The organism is Myxococcus sp. CA005, assembly GCF_006518205.1.
In the GTDB taxonomy this organism is placed as follows: domain Bacteria; phylum Myxococcota; class Myxococcia; order Myxococcales; family Myxococcaceae; genus Myxococcus; species Myxococcus xanthus.
The window spans coordinates 1-18931 of sequence record NZ_SRLV01000034.1; the positions used below are offsets into that span (position 1 = coordinate 1).

The 18931-nt window shown below is 69.1% G+C and carries 13 protein-coding genes; 6 read left to right on the plus strand and 7 right to left on the minus strand.

Going from position 1 to position 18931, the window contains the following annotated elements; translation table 11 throughout:
- Window positions 1-192 precede the first annotated feature (192 nt).
- Entirely contained in the window at window positions 193-1053 is an 861-nt protein-coding gene (locus tag FMQ63_RS16990; protein ID WP_216609060.1) for a general secretion pathway protein GspE, read from the minus strand.
- 89 nt (window positions 1054-1142) lie between these two features.
- Window positions 1143-1511, minus strand: coding sequence for an arsenate reductase family protein (locus tag FMQ63_RS16995; protein ID WP_011555454.1), 369 nt, complete (start codon window positions 1509-1511; stop codon window positions 1143-1145).
- Between the two features lie 105 nt (window positions 1512-1616).
- Here FMQ63_RS16995 and FMQ63_RS17000 point away from each other — a divergent pair, with 105 nt between their 5' ends.
- Window positions 1617-2933: a right-handed parallel beta-helix repeat-containing protein gene (locus FMQ63_RS17000; RefSeq protein WP_011555453.1), complete on the plus strand. Its 1317-nt coding sequence runs from the start codon at window positions 1617-1619 to the stop codon at window positions 2931-2933.
- 6 nt (window positions 2934-2939) lie between these two features.
- Here the strand turns inward: FMQ63_RS17000 and FMQ63_RS17005 are convergent, their stop codons facing one another.
- Genes FMQ63_RS17005 through FMQ63_RS17015 form a run of 3 tightly spaced genes read right to left on the minus strand, consistent with a single transcriptional unit; the run spans window position 2940 to window position 9670 of the window.
- On the minus strand, window positions 2940-4004 hold the full coding sequence (locus FMQ63_RS17005; RefSeq protein ID WP_020477853.1) for a serine protease: 1065 nt from the start codon (window positions 4002-4004) through the stop codon (window positions 2940-2942).
- Between the two features lie 14 nt (window positions 4005-4018).
- Window positions 4019-8734: a trypsin-like peptidase domain-containing protein gene (locus FMQ63_RS17010; protein WP_216609061.1), complete on the minus strand. Its 4716-nt coding sequence runs from the start codon at window positions 8732-8734 to the stop codon at window positions 4019-4021.
- A gap of 48 nt (window positions 8735-8782) precedes the next feature.
- Window positions 8783-9670: a LysR family transcriptional regulator gene (locus FMQ63_RS17015; protein WP_225909451.1), complete on the minus strand. Its 888-nt coding sequence runs from the start codon at window positions 9668-9670 to the stop codon at window positions 8783-8785.
- A gap of 182 nt (window positions 9671-9852) precedes the next feature.
- On the opposite strand from FMQ63_RS17015, the gene FMQ63_RS17020 reads away from it, so the two are divergent.
- The 5 genes from FMQ63_RS17020 to FMQ63_RS17040 all read left to right on the plus strand — a co-directional run bounded on the left by FMQ63_RS17020 (window position 9853) and on the right by FMQ63_RS17040 (window position 16269).
- Window positions 9853-10608 carry an outer membrane beta-barrel protein gene (locus FMQ63_RS17020; RefSeq protein ID WP_011555449.1) on the plus strand — a complete coding sequence of 252 codons (756 nt, stop codon included), beginning with the start codon at window positions 9853-9855 and terminating at the stop codon, window positions 10606-10608.
- Between the two features lie 161 nt (window positions 10609-10769).
- On the plus strand, window positions 10770-12137 hold the full coding sequence (locus FMQ63_RS17025; protein WP_225909450.1) for an SBBP repeat-containing protein: 1368 nt from the start codon (window positions 10770-10772) through the stop codon (window positions 12135-12137).
- Window positions 12138-12213: 76 nt separating this feature from the next.
- Entirely contained in the window at window positions 12214-12924 is a 711-nt protein-coding gene (rpiA, locus tag FMQ63_RS17030) for a ribose-5-phosphate isomerase RpiA (protein WP_011555447.1), read from the plus strand.
- A gap of 412 nt (window positions 12925-13336) precedes the next feature.
- The gene (locus FMQ63_RS17035; RefSeq protein ID WP_228556439.1) at window positions 13337-14827 is read left to right on the plus strand and encodes a DUF1592 domain-containing protein; all 1491 of its coding nucleotides are present in this window, start codon (window positions 13337-13339) and stop codon (window positions 14825-14827) included.
- 5 nt (window positions 14828-14832) lie between these two features.
- Window positions 14833-16269: a DUF1552 domain-containing protein gene (locus FMQ63_RS17040; RefSeq protein WP_011555445.1), complete on the plus strand. Its 1437-nt coding sequence runs from the start codon at window positions 14833-14835 to the stop codon at window positions 16267-16269.
- A 69-nt stretch (window positions 16270-16338) separates the two neighbouring features.
- Here the strand turns inward: FMQ63_RS17040 and FMQ63_RS17045 are convergent, their stop codons facing one another.
- Window positions 16339-17349: a metal-dependent hydrolase gene (locus FMQ63_RS17045; protein WP_011555444.1), complete on the minus strand. Its 1011-nt coding sequence runs from the start codon at window positions 17347-17349 to the stop codon at window positions 16339-16341.
- Between the two features lie 156 nt (window positions 17350-17505).
- Entirely contained in the window at window positions 17506-18816 is a 1311-nt protein-coding gene (locus tag FMQ63_RS17050; RefSeq protein ID WP_011555443.1) for a pectin acetylesterase-family hydrolase, read from the minus strand.
- Window positions 18817-18931: the final 115 nt, after the last annotated feature.

Consider the following 18931-nt stretch of genomic DNA (forward strand, 5'->3'; position numbering starts at 1 on the left):
GGGACATGGGGGCTCCAGCGAGATTCGGGGGCGCCCGGAAGGACGCCATCTGTCCCCATTGTCCGTGAACCGATTCCCCAGTTGCCTCGTCCCTTCATTTTTTGAGAATCGAGGCCCGGATTTTTCTCGAACTGGGTGAGTCTTCGTCCCACTCCGCGCGCGAATAGAGCCCCATGGGCGTCCAGGTGGGATTCAGTGCGAGGGTGGGGCCGAGTCGGGCGAGCCCGGGTGGGGCCTCAGCCGGCGGACGGCGCGCAGCAGGAGCTCCTCGTCCCGGGGGCTGGCCAGGAAGCCGCGTGCGCCGAGCTCGCGGACCCGGTCGAAGCTCTCGTCATCGCTGCCGTGGACGATGAGGGCGCCCTTGATGTGGACCTCCCCGGCCAGCAGGCCCTCCATGGCCTGGAGGGGCGCGAGCACGACGTCCTCCGGCCCGGTGTGCAGCACCTCCAAGGGGGTGGCGGTGCGGGCCTGGAGGCCGTTCCTCGCCAGCAGCCGGGTGATGAGCACTGCCGTGACGGGCGACCAGCCATAGAGCAGCAGGGGGCCCCCGGGCGCGAGTGAGGGGGGCATGGGCGGCTCGGCGGGCGTCTCGATGCCATAGAGGTCCGCCAGCGCACGGGCCAGCGCCGCGTCCGAGGCGATGTGCGCTTCGACGCGTGGCATTCCGGACACGGCGCGGACGGCGTCCACCGCATCCAACGACACGGGGGCGGGCAGCGCGATGTGGAGTACCTCTCGCTCGCCCTGGTCCAGCAGCACCTTATCGATGCGCAGCGGGACGACCCGATACTGGCGCGCCACGCGAGCGGGGATGTGGTTCAGCCGCCTGGAGTCTGGCGGGGTCCGTTCCAGGTCCACCGCGTCCACGCCGAACTGCTCGGCGAGTCCGCGAAGCACGTCGGCTCCGGAGCAGAGGCCCTCTCGCACCAGCGCCCGCCCGAGCGGGACATGCACCTCATGGTGATGCACCAGTCCCACCCGGAGCTGGGCGCGGTTGAGCACTCCCTGTTCCAGGAGAATCTCGCCGAGCGGGCGTCGTGAGCCAGTCTCCATGAGAAGACATGAAGTCTGCACTCGACGCCCCGGTCGGCGAGAGGCGGCCCGCCGTGGGCTCGCCAGGTTGCCTGCCTTGCTGGCGGGGCTCAGCCGCGCGAAGCGAAGTGCTGCTCGTAGGCCTCGGGCTTGAAGCCCACGAGGACGGTGTCACCGGTGACGAGCACGGGGCGCTTCACCAGCTTCCCATCCGCGGCCAGCCACTCGACCAACTCCGCGTCGCTGGCGGCATCCACCTTCGCCTTGCCGAGCGCGCGGTAGCTCTGGCCGCTGGTGTTGAGCCACTTGCGGACAGAGACACCGCTGCGCGCAATCCATTGCTTCAGCTCCGCCACGGTGGGCGGCATCTCGACGATGGGGCGCACCTGGTGGGCAATACCTTGCTCCTGCAACCACTTCAGTGCCTTCTTGCAGGTGCCGCAGCCCGAGTAAGAGAGTACGAGGACGTCTTTCGCCATGCGCGCGCTTGTAACAGGGCACCCGCGTCCCTCCCAGCGATGAGTCCCCGGGTCGTCCGGACCCGGTTTGCGAGCCGCCAGCAGCGCGTGTTAGCGCGACGGGACATGAAAGCCTCCCGCTTCCCGCGCTCGCTGTTCGCGCTCCCCGTGGTCCTGGTGCTTGCTGCCTGTTCGTCGGGGCCGGATGACAGGCCCGCTCCCGGAGAGGACGCGGGCGTGCTGGACGGCGGCGCGGATGCAGGCACGCCGGACAGCGGCACGGATGCGGGCAGTGACGGCGACGCGGGCACGCCGGACGCGGGTCCGGACATCGAGGTCCCCGAGGATGGCGGCACGATTGTCAGGGGGACGTTGACGGGACGGCTCACGGTGGAGGGCTCGCCGTACCGGGTGGAGGGGGATTCAAACGGGGTCGTCACCATTCCCCACGGGCAGGTGCTGACGGTGGGGCCGGGCGTCATCCTGGACTTCCGTGGTCGGCCGGAGGTGTCGGAGCGGGACGTGGATTCGGACGCCCCCGACAATGTGATGAACCACCAGGCGGGCCGCGTGGAGGTCCGCGTGTACGGCGCCATCCAGATCCGGGGCACGGCGGATGCGCCCGTGCTGCTGACGTCCACCAACCCCCATGGCTGGTGGGGGATGAACTTCTACGGTGCCAACTCCGTGGGCTCGGGCGACCCGGTGTTCGAGCACACGATTTTCGAGAAGGTGCGCAAGAACCAATACAACAGCGACCGCGATTGGACGCGTGCCGCGCTGTGGGTCTACTACCCGGGGGCGGTGACGATTACGGGCTCGGTGTTCCGTGACAACGAGTCCTCCGCCAACTGCGGCGCGTTGGACCTGATGTTCACCGACGGCTCGCGGGTGGAAAAAACCATCTTCGAGAACAACCGCATCCGTGAAATCGACCGCTTCGCACAGCCGGGCACCTATTCGATGGCCGGCGGTGGAGCGGTGTGCATCACCCACGGTCGCAACACGGTGCTGCGCGGCAACACGTTCCGGGGCAACTTCGTGCAGGCCTTCGGAGGCTCGCTGACGAGCGACCTCTGGGACCGGCCCATCCTCACGTGGCCCAACCCCCAGGGCATCTTTGACCTGGGCGGTGGTGCCGCCATCCACTACTTCCAGCCGGACAATGACCTGCTGGAGGGCAACGTGTTCGACGGCAACTTCATCCCGCTGGGCCCCGGCGCGGCCGTCCAGTTGGAGGACATCGGCGGGTCGCGAACCGTCGTCATGCGAGGCAACCGCTTCGTGAACAACCGGGGCGGGGCCGGAGGTGTCATCACCTGCAACCGTGGGTCGAATACGGGCGAACTGGTCATCACCCGCGACAACGTCTTCACTGGCAACACGGTGAATGGACAGCCGGCCACGAACATGACGGGCGACTGCGGCGTGGTGACCCAGTAACGGCCCTCACGGCGTGGTGAAGCGGACGCCCGCGCGGCTCAGCAGCGGGTCGTCCGCCAGTTGCCACAGCGCGACGGCGTGGTTCTCCTGCCGGGTGCCACCGAAGTGCAGGCCGAGCACTGCGTGCGTCTCCAACTCGACGATGGGCGAGCCGGAGCTGCCTCCCAACGTGGAGCAGTCATGGGAGAGCTGCTGCCGGGCCGGGTCGAGCGAGAGCAGCTCTCCTGGCTGGAGTCGCTTCACGCCGAAGGCGTCCTCGAAGATGCGCAGCAGCACCTCGGGCGGCGTCCGGCTGTGGTCCTTCATCGGGTAGCCCACGCAGTACAAGGCGCGGGAGTCTGTCGCGTCCGGTGCTTGGGTGGCGAGCCGCAGCGGGGCGGGACGCAGCACCGCCCCCTTGGGAGCCCCCAGTCGCAGCAGCGCCAGGTCATGCACGGCGTGAACCGCCGCGACGCCTTGGATGGGGAAGGTGGCCTGGGCATCGCGCTGATGCTCCCCCAGCCAGTCCACCCGAGGCACCACGCCGAGCCGCAGCACCCACTTGTCCGTCGCCCGCCGGCAGAAGTGCTGCGCGACGTGACGGTTGGTCATCACCAGCTCATCGGTCACCAGGAAGCCCGTGCCGAGCATGCCGCTTCCGGCCAGCTCGATGCGCCCGGTGGCGTCGATGGTTCGCTCGATGTGCTCGCGGTGTTGCTCCAACATCTCCCACCCCACGGGCGGCGCACCGAAGCTGCCGTTCCGGATGGCGAGGGCAGGGCGTCCGAAGAAGGCGACGACTGTTTCCAGCGCCGTCTGCTCGGTTTCGGAGAGGGGCGTGTCCTCCCTCGAATGCTCCAGCCGCGCGAGGACCTGCGCGCCCGTCGCCAGCAAGTCACGGAGTTCGTCGCGCAGGGCGTCGGCAGTCACCTTGCCGACGACGGAGGTGGGCACGCGCCAGGAGGGGGGAAAGTGCGTGGCGACGAGCGCCTCCACGCCCTCAGGGTGCAGCGCCTCGCGGACCTTCGACAGGTCGCGGAGGGTGCGGAGTGCCCGGTGCAACGGCTCACGGCCTTGCTGGGTGGCGCTCATGGAGACGTTGTGCCTCACGGCGTCTGCAGGTCCGCCAGGGGGACCGCTGGGAGAAGGAAGGTGTCGCAGATGGACTGGACCGGTGCGTACTCGCGCCGTCCGCGCATGAGCGCGCAGGCCTGTCGCAGCAGGTCGTCCGGCCGGAGCGAGAAGACATAGGCTCCGTCCGAGTCGAAGGTGGCGATGCGCGTGCCCTCCTCATCGGGCTCCATCTCCAGGCCGGAGCGGTAGCCCTGGTGCAGCTCGGCCACGTGCCGGCCATCGGAGGTTCGCCAGAAGTGGAGCTTGCCCGACGTGTCCGAGACACCGAAGCGCGCTTGTGCATGGCGGACCTTCACGTGGATATCCGTGCTCACGTCGATTCTGCGCACGAGCGCGCCTGAGTTCGGGTCGAAGAGGTGGATGGCATCGTCTGTCACCGCGACGAGCCGCGACGTATCAGGAGAGAAGGAGAGCGCCTTGACCTTCCCGTCGATGGCCGCCAGGGGCTTCTTCTCGCCGTTGGTGGCGTCGAGGAGGTAGGCCTGTCCCATCCAGTAGACGTCGGGATGGTTGGCGACCGCGAAGTACTTGGAGTCCGGTGAGAACGCCATGACGACGGCTCCCAGGCTCGTGGGCAGTGGCGCCAGCTTCGTCCCCGTGGCGCTTTCCCAGATCGCGGAGGACTCGGGCACGTTGGAGATGGTGACGAAACGCTCGCCGTCCGGTGAAAACGAGGCGCCCTGGGATGTTATCGCAGAGGCGGCCAGAGGTGCTTCCCGCGTCAGCCGGCAGTCTCGGGCGGAGCCCAGGTAGACGGAGCGTTCGTCCCCAATCGCGAAGTATCTGCCGCTGGGGGCGAACTCGACGAGGGCGCTCTGGGAGAACGTCCTCTGCGTCTGACATGCGCCATCGCCAGGCACCTCGGTCCGCTGGAGGTGCGCACGGGTGCGAGGCGACGCCAGGAAGCTCTCGGTGGCGTGGTCCTCCGTGGGGGTGACGTGCCGCCATCGCCAGTGCGCGGGGAGGGAGGTCAGGTTGATTCCTGCTTCGATGGGCGGCGGCTGTGTGCGCGGTCCACGATTCGCCTGCGCCACGTCCCAGAACCGGACGTTCACGCCGCAGCGGACGGCGAGGAACTGGCCGTCGTGAGAGAAGGCGCCCTCCAGGGGCGGATACACGCCTTCGACGTCACACGCGCCCAGTGCTGTCTGGCTCGAGCTCTCCCTGTCGACGAGTGAGAGCTGGCCGCTTTGCGGCTCCCTCACCACCATCCAACGCAGGTCCTTGGACACGGCGAAGCCGCCCGGCACGTACTCGTTCCAGGTGGAGATATCGATGGTCTTCCGCGTGAGGCCGGGTTCGGCCTGGGCGAGGAGCGTGCGTCCATCCGGCGCGACCAGGGCCCGCTCCGCCCGGGACTCCAAAGGCCCCTGGCGAAACATCCAGCGCAGGGTTGCCTGGGGAACCCGGATGAAGGGATGGGCGCCCACGGGATTTTCGGCGAAATCGACGGCGCGCCGCCCGTTCTCGAAGAGGCGTCCATGGAGGGGAATGGGCCTCCAGCGTGTTCGCATCCGCGGGGATGCCGCGCTTCCGGTGGCGTTGCCAGGCCCACTGTCACAGAAGCGCACGGTGAGCGCCGAGGAGAAGGTGTCGTCGAAGGCCGAGAGGCTGCATTCGTCTTCGAAGGACGGCATGAGCGCGTGCCCTTCGAGTTTCGTGAGCGGGCGATGAAGGTCCTGGCCAGAGGGCAGCTCCAGCAGACGGAGGCTGACCTCGCCGCGCCGGTCGCCGAGCACGGCAAGCCTGCTCGAAGGGGAGAAGGCGACCGAGGGGCCCGGGTCATGCGTCGTGATGCACCGGATGAGGCGCGCATCGGAGGTCAGGTCGTAGAGGCACGTCAGTTCTTCACCGCCCACCCATGCGTAACGCGAGTCGCCCGACAGCACTGCCTGGGTGCAGGGCTCCTGGAAGGTCAGCTCGCGCAATGTCCGTCCGGTGTTCGCATCCCAGAGCTTCACCGTGCGGTCGCGACTGGCGGACAGCACGCGGTCGCCGCTGTCCGAGAACGAAATGGCTGTAATCCTGTCCTGGTGGGCATCCGGAATGGAGGGCACAGCGCCCTGGTGGCTCCACCTGAACAGGGTGCCTCGGCGCCCTCCCAGCCAAAGCGTTCCATCTCCAGGCGAGAAGCCAAAGGCGTGGGTGTCCTCCCCTGAAATGTCGGCGTACAGCGCGTCCGTGCATTCCACGAGCGCGCCTTTCGGGCACAGGTCGACGGACTCGAACTCGCGCAGCAGGCTGGCGGTGCGGACGTCCCAGAGCCGGCTGACGAACCGCATGGACGGAGTCAGCACGACGCCTCGTGTGAGGAGATGACGTGAGTCTGGAGAGAACGCGCCGACGGTGCGCGCCTCGAGCTCCGTGGACAGGGGGGCCGAGTAGAGGAACGCGGCGATGGCCTCGGTCAGCGCTTGGGTCACTTCGTCCTGGGCTGCGTCCGCGCCTGTCGGCGGGCTTCCCGCGAGTTGGATGGCCTGCGTGAGTGCCTCCACCTCGCGGCCAGGGCTGCGCGACAGGCTCACCACGGAATCGGCTTGGGAGATGCGCAACTGCAGGGAGAGCTGTTTCGAGGTCGCGGCCTCGGCGGTCACGGCAATTTCCGCCGCATTCTTCGCGGCCACGGCCTGCTTCTCGGAATCCACCGCCCGGAGGTAGAACCCGCTCACGCCCACCAGCGCGCTGACGGATGCACCCAGGGCGAGCCACAGGTTTCGCCGTGCCCGCCCGTACCGGCTCCGCTCCGCTTCTTGGCCCCGTAGGACGTACCGTTGGGCCAGCGCGCTCGTTTGGTACGGATGGAGCGTGACCATCGCCTGCGCGCGGGTGAGCGCCTCGCCTCGCAGCAGACGGTGCTCGGCCTCCTGGCGCTGCTGAGCGCGCTCCGCTTCCCACCAGCGCTCCGCGTCGGCCTGCACGGCTTCGTGCCAGCGGCGGAAGGCCCGGTCCTCGGTGCGCAGCTTCACGAAGCGCTGCCAGTGCGTGAGGAGCGCGTCGTGAATCAGCTCCACCGTCTCCCGTTGCCGGTGCCCGTCCTGGGCCGTCACCAGGAGCCGTCCGTTGACGAGCACCTGGAGCACCGCGTCCACCTCGGCCTGCTCACCCAGGCGCCCGCGCAGCACCTCCAGCGGTACTCGGCGCCCCTTGTCCTCCAGTCCGCTGTCCGCCTCACCCAACTGCACCAGCTCCAGCAGCAGCCGGTTCGCCAGCAGGCGTTCCGAGGGCTTCAGCGGTTCGTAGACACTGTCCGCCCAGCGTGCCAGCGAACCGAGCAGCCCCGCGCTGGCGTTGAATGCCTCCAAGGTCATCGCGCCATCCCGCGACGCCTGCCACAACTGCGTCAGCGCGACCTCCAGCAACGGAAGCACGGTGACGCGAGCGCCCGCGCCGGACTCCGCGCGGAACTCCTCCTGCGCGGCGAGGGCGATGGAGTCCACCACCTCGGGTGGGTCGAAGCGCAGGCCCACCTCCCGGGCCGGGCCGGCGATGATGTCCCGCAGCTCCGAGGGCGTCAGCACCGATGGCACCTGCACCCGGTGCTCACCGAGCAAGGTGCGCAGCCTCGGCGCGCGCTCGGACAGCACCGCGTCGAAGCCCTCGCGCAGCGCCACCACGCACGTCACTGGCAGAGACTCATCCGCGAGCGCGGAGAGCTGCTGGAGGAATCGTTGCTGTTGCGCCAGCTCCGCGCTGCTTCCGCGAAGGAGCACGTCCTCCAACGAGTCGATGACCAGCACCAGCCGCTTCCCTGGCTCCGGATTCGCGGCCCGCCACGCCTGGACGCGCGCGACCAACCCCTCTCCAGCGGGCAGGCCCGCGCCATCCAGCGCGGCGAATGGCTCCAGCCCCGGGCGCAGGGCCCGGACGTCCCAGTGCTGGCTGCCCGGAATGAACGTTCCGTCCCGCAGCGCGGGAATCAGCCCCGCGTGGAGCAGCGACGACTTGCCACTGCCCGAAGGGCCAGAGACCTCCACGAATCGGGGCAGCCTCGCGAGCAGCGGCAGCAATTGTTCGTCCAGCACCCGCCCGCGTCCCTTCCAGAACCGCGCGTCCGATTCACGGAACGACGCCAGGTCCCGGTAGGGGCAGTCCTCCGAAGCACGCAGCTCCGGACAGCGCGCGAGCAGCTGCTCCGTGGGCGTCGCGTACGCCTCCCGCGCCTCCGAGGCCACGGCCTTGAAGCGCACCACCCCCACCACGCGCCGCGTCTGCTCATCGAAGAGGGGCGCGCCGCTGAAGCCCTCCCGGATATCCGAGCCGTGCAGCAGCAGCTTGCGAAAGTCGCCGTCCCCCGTCGCGTAGCCGATGGTGCCGCGGGCCCACGTGCCCGTGTCATCGAAGCCCCGTGGAAATCCGAACGTGGCGAAGCGGTGGTCCGCGCTCCGCTCCGCACTGCCCAGGGGCAGCGGCGTGGACGGCCCTCGGAGCGGGCGCGTCAGCGTCAGCACCGCGAGGTCCGCCACCTCCGTGGGGCTCGATGCATCGAGCCGCAGCCGCGCCGTGGCCTTCTCGTGGCTTTGCAGCACCTCCAGGCAGATGGCGTCGCGCTCGCTGTCGCTGAGCGTGTCGAGCACGTGCCAGCACGTCACCACCAGGCGCTCCGTGACGAGGAACCCTGTCCCGAGGACGCGCTGCCGATCCCGGCTCAACACGCGAACGACGCCTTCCCGGAGGTCACTGCCTTTCATGATGTGCGCGAAGCTAGCACGCGCACCCGGCGCTGATTCCAGGCGCACTCAAGAGGTGGATTCCGTCTCCGTGAGCGCTTGCACGATTCGGCGGGCGGCCCGCCCCAGGGGGATGCCCGAGTGGTGGTGGAGCTGGGGGCGGAATGCGTGGGTGGCGTCACCCGCCAGCTTCAGGGCCTTCAGCTCGCCCCGGCGCAGCTCGCGGGTGGCCATGTATTCGGGCAGCCACCCGAAGCCCAGCCCCTCCAGGATGGCCGCCTTCTTCGCCGCGAAGTCATTGAGATGCACCGTGGAGCGTGCCTCCAGCTCGCCGGTGCTGAGCTGGAGCCGAGGGTCCGAGCCGCGCACCGTGAGCACCAGGTGCTCGGCCAGATCCTCGTCCTTCAACGGTCCCCGCCGCCGGGCCAGGGGATGGCCCCGGTGGGCCACCAGGATGGCCTTGAGCTCCGGCAGGCGGTACGTGCGCAGGCCCGGCACGGTGGGCGGCAGCAGCGTCACCATCAGGTTCGCCTCCTCGCGCACGAAGGCCGCCTCCACGCCGGAGAGGAACTCCGCGGAGACGTGGAAGCGGGTGCTGGCGCCCTCGGCGCGCAATTCCTTCAGCACGCGCAGCAGGGGCTCGGCGGGGAAGATGCCGTCGAAGACGATGCGCAGCGCGGGCTCCCAGCCAGCGCGAATCTCCGCGCACGCGGCCTCCAACTCGCGCTCGGCGGCCAGCAGCTTGCGGCAGTGCTCCAGAATCCGTTCCCCGGCGGGCGTCAGCCGGGTGCGGTAGCCGCGCCGGTCGAGCAGCGTCAGCTCCGTCTGCGCCTCGAGCGTGCGCAGCGCGTACATCACCGCCGTGTGTCCCTTTCGCAGGGCCTCCGCCGCGGCAGTGAAGGTGCCATGGCGGGCGAGGGCGTCCAGGGCGCGGGCATGCTCCAACGTGACGTTCATGCCCGACATTGTGCAATCTTCAGACAGATGCAGGCAGTTCTCTGTGCTCGTGCCGCGTCCTCTGCGCTGGGCTGGCTGCTTCATGACGCATGACGCAGCGCGCCTTATGCCGGGTGTGAGAGCCGCCCTACAGTCCCTCACAGTGAGGTGCTCCGAGCGCACCCACCTCGACGGAGGGGAATATGACGGGAAAGCTGTCTAGGGCCCTGGCTGTGGTGTCACTGCTGGCCTCCACGAGCGCGAGCGCGCAGGAGGAGGCGCAGGCGCTGGAGTCCTCCGCGCGGGATGAGCGCAGGGGCCTGGAGCTCACCGTGGGTGTCGGCTTCCAGGTGGGCGCCGGCTACGTCTACCGGGAGGGTGCGGGGCTGGACCGGCAGGTCCGCGACCTGAAGCTCAGCGACGCGGCCAATGGTGGCATCGCCTTCCTGCTGGAGGCGGGCTACCGCGTCAACTCGCGCTGGTACGTGGGCGCGTTCGGCCAGTACTCGCACGTGCTGACGAAGACGAACCCGTACACGTGCCCGGAAGGCTACGACTGCTCCACGTCGCAAATCCGCTTCGGTCCTCACGTGCAGTATCACTTCGCGCCGGACGCCTCGTTCGACCCCTTCGTGGGGCTGGGCGTGGGCATGGTCCTGCTCAACAACAAGGTCTCCGGTCCCATCACCCAGCCCGCGCCCGGAACGGTGGAGATTGACAGCCAGTCGCGCGGCCCTGAATTCGTGAACCTGACCCTCGGCGGCAAGTGGCGGCTGTCGGATTCGCTGTCGTTCGGCCCGTACCTGACGGGCACGTATGCCCGCTACACCACGCGCAGCGGCACCTCGACGGTGAACATCCCCGCCGTCAATCTCACGCAGGAGACGCCGCTGGAGCAGGTGGGTGATGGCCCCTATGGCTTGCTCATGCTCGGGGTTCGTGGGACCTGGAACCTCTAATCCGGAGTAGCCGGGTTTGTGTTTCACGCGCAGTCTCAAGTGACGCGGTGCCAACACGCCGCGTCACATGTTTCCCTACCAGGGACGTCGTCGTTCGGGATTCTCAACGCCTGCTGGCTGCGTAGAGTGCGGGCAGAGATTTTCATCCCGAGGAGTCGCCCATGGTTCGTCGTTGGCAGCGGTGGAGCGCGTGCGGAGTCCTGGGTGGATGGGCGCTGCTGAGTCTTCCCGGGGCCTCAATCGCGAAGGCGCCTCCGTTGCAGCAGGTCACCAGTTGGGTGCACCAGTCCGGCGGCCCGCAGGACGAACTGGCACAGGCCGTCACCACCTCCGGCGACGCCGTCTATACGGCGGGCTACACCAGTGGGCAGCTCGGCGCGGAGCCCTCGGCGGGGGGACAGGACGCCTACGTTTCGAAGTACGACGCCTCGGGCGCGCTGCTGTGGACGCGGCAACTGGGAACATCCGCGAATGACCGTGCGCTCGCGGTGTCCGCGGATGAATCCGGCAACGTCTACGTCGCGGGCTACACGTGGGGCAGCTTCAGCTTCTACGAGAACGCCGGCGGCACGGACTTGTTCGTGGCGAAGTACGACGCGAAGGGGGCCTTCCAGTGGGTCCGGCAGTTCGGCACCGCCACGGATGACTACGCCACGGGCATCGCCGCCACGCGGCTGGCGTCGCATGACGTGGTCTTCGTCAGTGGCTACTCACTGGGGCGCTTCGATGGCTCGGCGCCGCAAGGCAACTACGACGTGGTGGTGGCCAAGTTCGACACGGGCGGCAATCCCTACTGGCTGCGCCAGTTCGGCTCCGCGCGCAGTGACGTGGCGCTGGGCGTGGCCGTGAGCCCCAACGAGGACGTCTATGTCACGGGCTACACCTACGGCAGCTTCGACGGCGTGACGAACCCGGGCAACACGGTGGACCTGTTCCTGGCGAAGTACAGCGTCCTGGGCGAGCCGCAGTGGATTCGCCAGCTCGGCTCCTCGCATGACGAGTTCGGCACCGGCGTCGCGGTGGCGGACGACGGCGGCGTCTACGTGTCGGGCTACACGTCGGGCGCGCTGGAGGGGAGCACCCGCCTGGGCTCCTATGACGCCGTGCTGGTGAAGTACGACACCCAAGGCAACTGGCATTGGACGCGGCAGATTGGCACGGCGACCACCGACTACGCGCAGTCCGTGGCGGTGGGCAAGGAGGGCCGTGTCTACCTGGCGGGATTCACCTCCGGCGCCATGGGCGGCGAACCGTTGCTCGGGAGCACCGACATGTTCCTGGCCACCTACGACAGCCGCGGCACGTGGCTGGATTTCCGGCAGGTGGGCTCCACGTCGGCGGACCGTGGCCAGGGCGTGGCCACCGCGGAGGACGGCTCCGTCTATCTGGTGGGCTACACCTTGGGGCAGACGTCCAGCTTCCCCAGCGCGGGGGGCTACGACGCGGTGCTGTACCGCTTCCTGGATGGCGCCGCGTTGCCGGATGAGCCGGGTCCATGGGGGCCCCGAGGGGACTCCAAGGGCCTCTGAGCCATTCGCCGTCCAGCACGGGACATCGTCGCGCGGGGACATCAGCCACCGCGCGCCGCCGCGCTACGCTTCCGCCATGAGCCAGCAGGGCGACGGCGCGGCGACGGCCCGCTACAAACAAGCGGCCGCCGAATGGGCGGTGGACGGCTTCCTCCAGCCGGGCATGGTGGTGGGCCTGGGCACGGGCAGCACCGCGGCCTTCGCCGTCCAGCGGCTGGCCGCGCTGCGCGCGCAGGGACGGCTTCTGGACATCGTGGGCGTGCCCACCTCGCGCGCCACGGAGGCGCTGGCTCGCTCGCTGGGCGTGCCCGTGTCGACGTTGGACGCGCACCCCGTGCTGGACGTCACCCTCGACGGCGCGGACGAAGTGGCGCCGGACCTGTCGCTCATCAAGGGCGGAGGTGGCGCGCTGCTGCGCGAGAAGATCGTCGCGCAAGCAAGCCGGCGCGTCGTCATCGTGGTGGACGCGGGAAAGCTCTCCCCCGTGCTGGGCACGCACTGGCCGGTGCCGGTGGAGGTGATGTCCTTCGGTTGGCGCTCCCAGGCGCGGTTCCTCGAATCGCTTGGCGCGCGCGTCACCGTCCGGCAGGGCGCTGGCGGCGAGCCCTTCCTCACGGACCAGGGCAACCTCGTGCTCGACTGCGCCTTCGGCCCCATCGACGCGCCCGCGGCGCTGGCCGCGAGCCTGGGCGCGCGCGCGGGAATCATGGGCCACGGCTTGTTCCTGAACCTCGCCACGGACCTGGTGGTGGCGGGGCCGGAGGGCGTGGAGCACCGCGCGCGCTGATGTCAACGCGGTGTGAGCGCGCACCCAGAGTCCTCTCTCACCCAGAAGGCAAACAGTGGCAACGTAGGCGATTGTATGGCCAGTTTATTCTGCAATCCTTGCATTCACTGGCGTTTGAAGCCAATCCCAGCGCAATCCCGCAGTTCGCCTGGACGCTCAGGGGCGCTGAAGCGCCGCGCTAGAATCGTGACGGACCGTGTTGGTGAAGCGGTTAGAATCGTCCGCCAGCCAGCACTTCAGAGGGGGCCAATCTGGGGGTGGCTGGTCCGAGGGTGCCTTGCGTATGCGACTCTTCCGTTTCTCTGTTTCCGCGGCCTTGCTGCTGTCAGCAGCGTCGTGCTCTTCCGACAAAACCCCGCCAGGGGGGGCGCCTCCTGAAGTCGACGAGGCTTCGGCGACGCGTGTGCGGCGCATGACGCGTGCGGAGTACGACAACAGCGTCAATGCCATCTTCCCCACGACGGTGCCGCTGGTGATGACGTACGCCTTCGCGCCGGAGGACACCATCCTCGGGTTCTCCACCCATGACCGGCTGCAGGTCACGTCCTTGCTGGCGGACCAGATTGACGTGGCCGCGAACAACCTCGCGGAGTACGGCAAGGTCCAACTGCGCGCGGACTGGACATGCGCGGCGGGCGTTCCGGATTCGGAGTGCGCGGAGAAGTTCATCCGCGGCATCGCCTCGCACGCCTACCGCCGGCCCGTCACCGACGAAGAGGTCGCCGACTTCCTGGTGCTGTGGCAGGAATCGAGCAGGGGGACGGACCCAGGCACCGGGGCCCGCATGGTGCTCCAGGGCATCTTCTCCTCGGCGTCCTTCCTGTACCGCACCGAGCTGGGCGCGGAGGGTGCCGGCGCCAATCAGGTGGTGCGGATGACGCCGAATGAAGTCGCCACCGCGCTGGCCTTCGCCATCACCGCCGGCCCCGCCGACGCGGAGCTGATGGCCGCGGCCGAGGCGGGCCAACTCGACTCTCCGGACGAGCGTGAGAAGCACGCCCGCCGGCTGCTGGCCACGCCCGCGGCGCAGCGGCACCTGTACCGCTTCGTCGAGGAGTGGCTGGGCATCACCGGCCAGGCCAACCTCACCAAGAACAACCAGGTGTTCCCGGTCTTCAGCGCGGCCTTCAAGGTCTCCAGCCAGGCGGAGACGAAGGCCTTCATCAACCACATCCTGAAGGAGCGCAACGGCTCCGTCCGCGAGTTGCTCAACGCCGACTACACCTACGCCGACGCGCGCATGGCGTACTTCTACGGCACCCAGCCCTCCATGCCGGACGGCACGCTGGGCCGGTTGCCGCTGCCGGCCGAGCGCGCGGGCATCCTCACCCACGCCAGCGTGCTGGCCACCTACGCGCTCTTCGACTCCAGCTCGCCCATCCGCCGGGGCAAGTTCATCATGCACCGCCTGCTGTGCCGCGAGGTGCCGCCGCCGCCGGCGACCATCTCCATCATCCCGCCGGAGCCGGTGCTGGACCGCACCACGCGCGACCGCTTCGCCGCCCACACCAACAACCCGACGTGCGCGGGCTGCCACCGGACCCTGGACCCAATCGGCTTCGGCTTCGAGGACTTCGACGGCCTGGGCAAGCACCGCACGGTGGAGAACGGCCTGACGGTGGATGCCTCCGGAGCCGTGGAACTCTCCACGGGGACGATCCCCTTCACGGGCGCCGCGGCGCTGGCGCGCGTGCTGGCGACCAGCGACGACGTGGGGGACTGCGTGCCGCTCCAGCTCTTCCGCTTCGCCATGGGACGTGACGAATCCCCCGTCGACGAGCACATGCTGGCCGACATGCGGTCCATGTTCCGGGCCAACCCGGAGTGGCGCATGGGTGAGGCGCTCGTTGGCCTCGTGCGCTCCCCGTATTTCGTCCACCGGCGTACCTCTTCCCCCGAGTAGCCCCCATGCTCCGCGAACTTTCCCGACGCTCCCTGCTCCAGGCGCTGGCCGGCTCGACGGCGGCGCTCCCCTTGGCCAACCTGCTCGGCACCACCGACGCCTACGCCCAGGGCACCGCGCCGCCGCTGCGCTTCGTGGCCCTGTTCACCTCGCACGGCTGCCTCCCGGAGCTCTGGAATCCCCAGGGCTCGGAGACGAACTTCACGCTCGACTTCCCCGACTCCATGCTCGCGCCGCTCCAGCCGCACCGGGACAGGCTCCTGGTGCTGGACGGCCTGGATTATCAGGTCCTCTACGAGCAGGGCCTGACGGGCCATGAAGGCGGCCCGGTGACGTTCCTCACCGGAAGCAAGGTCAACACCGGCAGCGGGGACCACCTGCCGGAGAGCGCCTCGCTGGACCAGGTGCTGGGCAACCACATCGGTGGTGGCACGCGCTTCCGCTCCCTGCAGCTCAACGCCTGGGAGCAGTTCGGCGGCCAGCACGTCTACAACAGCATCAGCTTCACTGCGAACGGCTCGCGCGTCCCCTTCGAGCGCGACCCGGCCAACGTGTACCAGCGCCTCTTCGGTGACGCGCCCTCGCCGACCGCCGACCCGGCGCAGGTGGCGAGCAACCGGGCGCGCCGCAAGAGCCTGCTGGACTTCCTGATGAAGGACGCCACGCGCCTGCGCAACCGCCTGGCGGGCGCCGAGCGCCAGAAGCTGGAGACGCACCTGGAGGCGCTGCGCGACATCGAGCGGCGTCTGGGGGCGCTGGCCGTGGATCCGACGCCGCTCCCCAAGCAGCAGTCCGGCGAGGCCGCTTGCGGTGGTGGCGCCGCGCCGCCGTCCTACGGTTTGGGCGGCCTGGGCAACCTCAACAACATGCCGACGCTGACGCGGCTGCACATGGACCTCATCGCGCGCGCCTTTGCGTGTGACCTGACGCGCGTCGTCACCATGACGATTCCGGGGCCGTCCATGCCCTGGCTGGGCATCCACGAGGACACGCACAACGACATCGCCCACCTGCTCGACGTGCAGGAGGAGCCCCGCCGGACCACCATCCGCGGGAAGATGGTGCAGGTTCAGCGCTGGTACGCCGAGCAGTTGGCCTACCTGATGACGCAGCTGGCCTCCATCCCGGAGGGCAGCGGCACCGCGCTGGACAACACGCTCATCTACTGGGGCAACGAGCTGGGCGACGCGTCCGGCCACATGAACGTGCGCGTCCCCACCGTGCTCGCGGGCGGGGCGGGGGGACGCTTCCGCATGGGCCGCTTCCTGCGCGTGCGCCCCGCGGGCTCCAACCCGCTGGGCGGCTGGGCGGGCCCCGGCACGCGGCTGAGTGGCGCCGTGGCGCACAACAAGCTGCTGGTCTCCATTGCCCGGGCCTTCGGCGTGAATGTGAATACGTTCGGCCACCCCGACTACACGGGGGAGCTGCCGGGCCTCACCTGAGCGGCGCTCGGGCTTGAAGTCCGGGCCCCGGTGGGTGCTACGCGCCTCCGCCGGGGCCTTCGTGTTTCTTCAGGGCGCCGCGGTGTCCGCGCTGCGCCACTTGCGCAGCAGCTCGCTGGCGCTGCCGCCGCGTTCCAACTGCGCGTGGGTCACCGCGTTGGACGCGTCCAGGTGGATGACGAAGGCCAGCGTCGGCTCGCCGCGCAGGTGGTAGCGCAGGTCGGCGATGCGCACCTTCTGGCCTCCTTCGGCCAGCGGCTCCATGTGGACGAGTGGGAAGCGGGCCCAGGCGAGCGCCTCGCGCACCGTCGGCACGGCCTGTACGTGCTCCGGCAGCGTGCTTCCGGTGGCTTCCGCGCGCCGGGCCTCCGAGGGCGGACCCGCCAGGGGGACCTCTCCCGCGGCGAACACGTCACCGGGCAGCGTGGCCACGTAACGCCACGTGCTCACGGAGAAGGGCAGGGGAAAGACGCGCACCGCCTGCGCGGCGGGGTAGGCCGCCTCCACCCGCTGCGTCAGCACCGCCCAGGTGGCCACGCGGAAGCCCACGTACGCCACGGAGCAGGCCGCGCTCCACAGCAGCGTCCGCCGCCAGTCCGCGCGCCGGCGCCAGGCCAGGATGGCTCCGGCGAGCAGCGGCAGCGTCACCCAGGGGTCCACCACCATCGTCCAGTCCAGGCTCAGGCGGCTGTCGGAGAAGGGCAGCAGCACCCGCGTCCCCCAGCCCGTCCACAAGTCGGGCAGGAGGTGCGCGAAGACGACGGAGGCCAGGCTGGTGAGGAACACGGGCGCCAGCCGCGCGCCGCGAAACAGGGCGCGGGCGGCCAGCGTGGCGGTGAGCGCCACCAGCGGCGCGGCGACGAGCGCGTGGGACAGCCCCCGGTGGGCCTGGAGCGCCACCGTCACCGCGTCGCCGCGTGCCAGCAGGGTGTCCAGGTCCGGCAGCTCCGCGGCGAGCACCGACGCCACCAGCACCGCGCGGTCCGTGGGTGAGGCGCGCTCCGGGGCGCCGGGGCGCACGTCGGGCTTGCGCATGGCGCCAATGGCGAGCCCGAGCAGTCCGTGGGTGAGGTTGTCCATGGCGTGGCTTCGTCTATCGCCCCACGGGCCGCGTGGCCAGCGGCAGGGGAGGCGCCATTCGCCCGGCGCCTGAAACGGCGAAGCGGGACGCCGGGAATCCCCGACGTCCCGCTCCAGGTGTGGCGTCACCGGGCCAGGCCCGGCGTCAGAGGCTGACTACCCGCCCAGCGCGCCGTTGATGAGCGGGGCCACAATCTGCATGCCCGGGTCCTCGGCGTTGTAGCCGTTGGCGGGCTCGTAGATGCGGACGCGCTGGTTGCCGTTGATCCACCGCGACAGGAACGTGTCCATGCCCACGAACTCGCTGTAGCACTTGTACGTCTGGCTCCACGGGAACTCGAGGTACTCGTACCAGTAGCGCTTCTTCTCCATCTGCTGGCAGGCGTGCGCGCCGATGAAGGTGATGATGGTGCTGCAGTGGCTGGAGTTGATGGCGCGCTCGTGCGGGATGAAATAGCTGAAGTTGTTGTACTTGTTCAGCTCGGTGACCAGCGCGTCCTGGTCCTGCTTCCAGTAGCCCAGCACGGACTCCTTGTCGTTGGGCGAGTGGAAGCGGTCATACGAGAAGCGCGAGTAGTTGTAGTCGCGCGAGTAGCCCGTGTAGGCCAGCTGGTCGTTGGGGAACTCCTGCGCCACCATGCGGTTGATGGTGCCGAAGTCGCTCTGGCTGAACGTGCCCGGCAGCAGGGAGAAGACGGAGTTCAGGTCCCACGACTGGCGAATCTTGTCGTGCAGCGCGCGCGAGCGGAAGTTCGCATTGGGCGCCAGGAAGATGGGGCCGGAGTCGTTGAGCAGGTAGCCACGCGCCGGGTTGATGGCCTTGCGCAGGAAGTAGTAGCCGGCCGCCGTCGCCGTGCCACCCGCGCTGTAGCCCGTCATCAGCATCTTCTGGACGTTGGGGAACTGCGTCTTCGCGTAGTTCGCCACCGCCAGCGTGTTGGTGTAGCCGCTGTGGTGCCACGTCAGCGGCGGGTTCTGCCCCGTCGAATCGACGTAGGTGGCCACGTTGTTGCCCACGTGCACGTCACCGGTGCAGTACGGCACGTAGACGATGTTCCAACCCTTCGTCACCAGGTCCGTCTTGCTGCGCCCCGGCAGGCCCGGGTCTGCACCGTTGACGAGCGGCGACACATACTTGGCCGTGAACTGGGTGATGTAGTCGTCGGCGATGCCGTTCGGATTGGCGGCGCCCAGCAGGCCCGCGCGGCCGCTACACGTGTCGTAATCCCAGCACGCGCCGCCACCTTCGAACAGGAACATCAGGTTGGGCGAACCCGTGCGATGCACCCAGAACTTGAACTGGGAGCCATTGCCACACTTGGTTCCCGGCAGCTCCACCTTCTGCCAGTTGTAGTTGTTACCACCGTCCACCAGCACGTCGACGATGGAGGACATCACCACCTCCGCGCGTGCGGCTGCGGGCACGAGCGCGGCGGCCGTGAGTCCAGCCAGGACCAGGTTCTTCATTCGGGGACCTCCGGGTTTAGTTGGGAAATCCGTGTATACAATGGCGTTGCATCCGCGTCAGGAGGATTGTGGTTGTTTCACGTTTCCGACGAGAGGGACGCGGGTGCTGCATTGC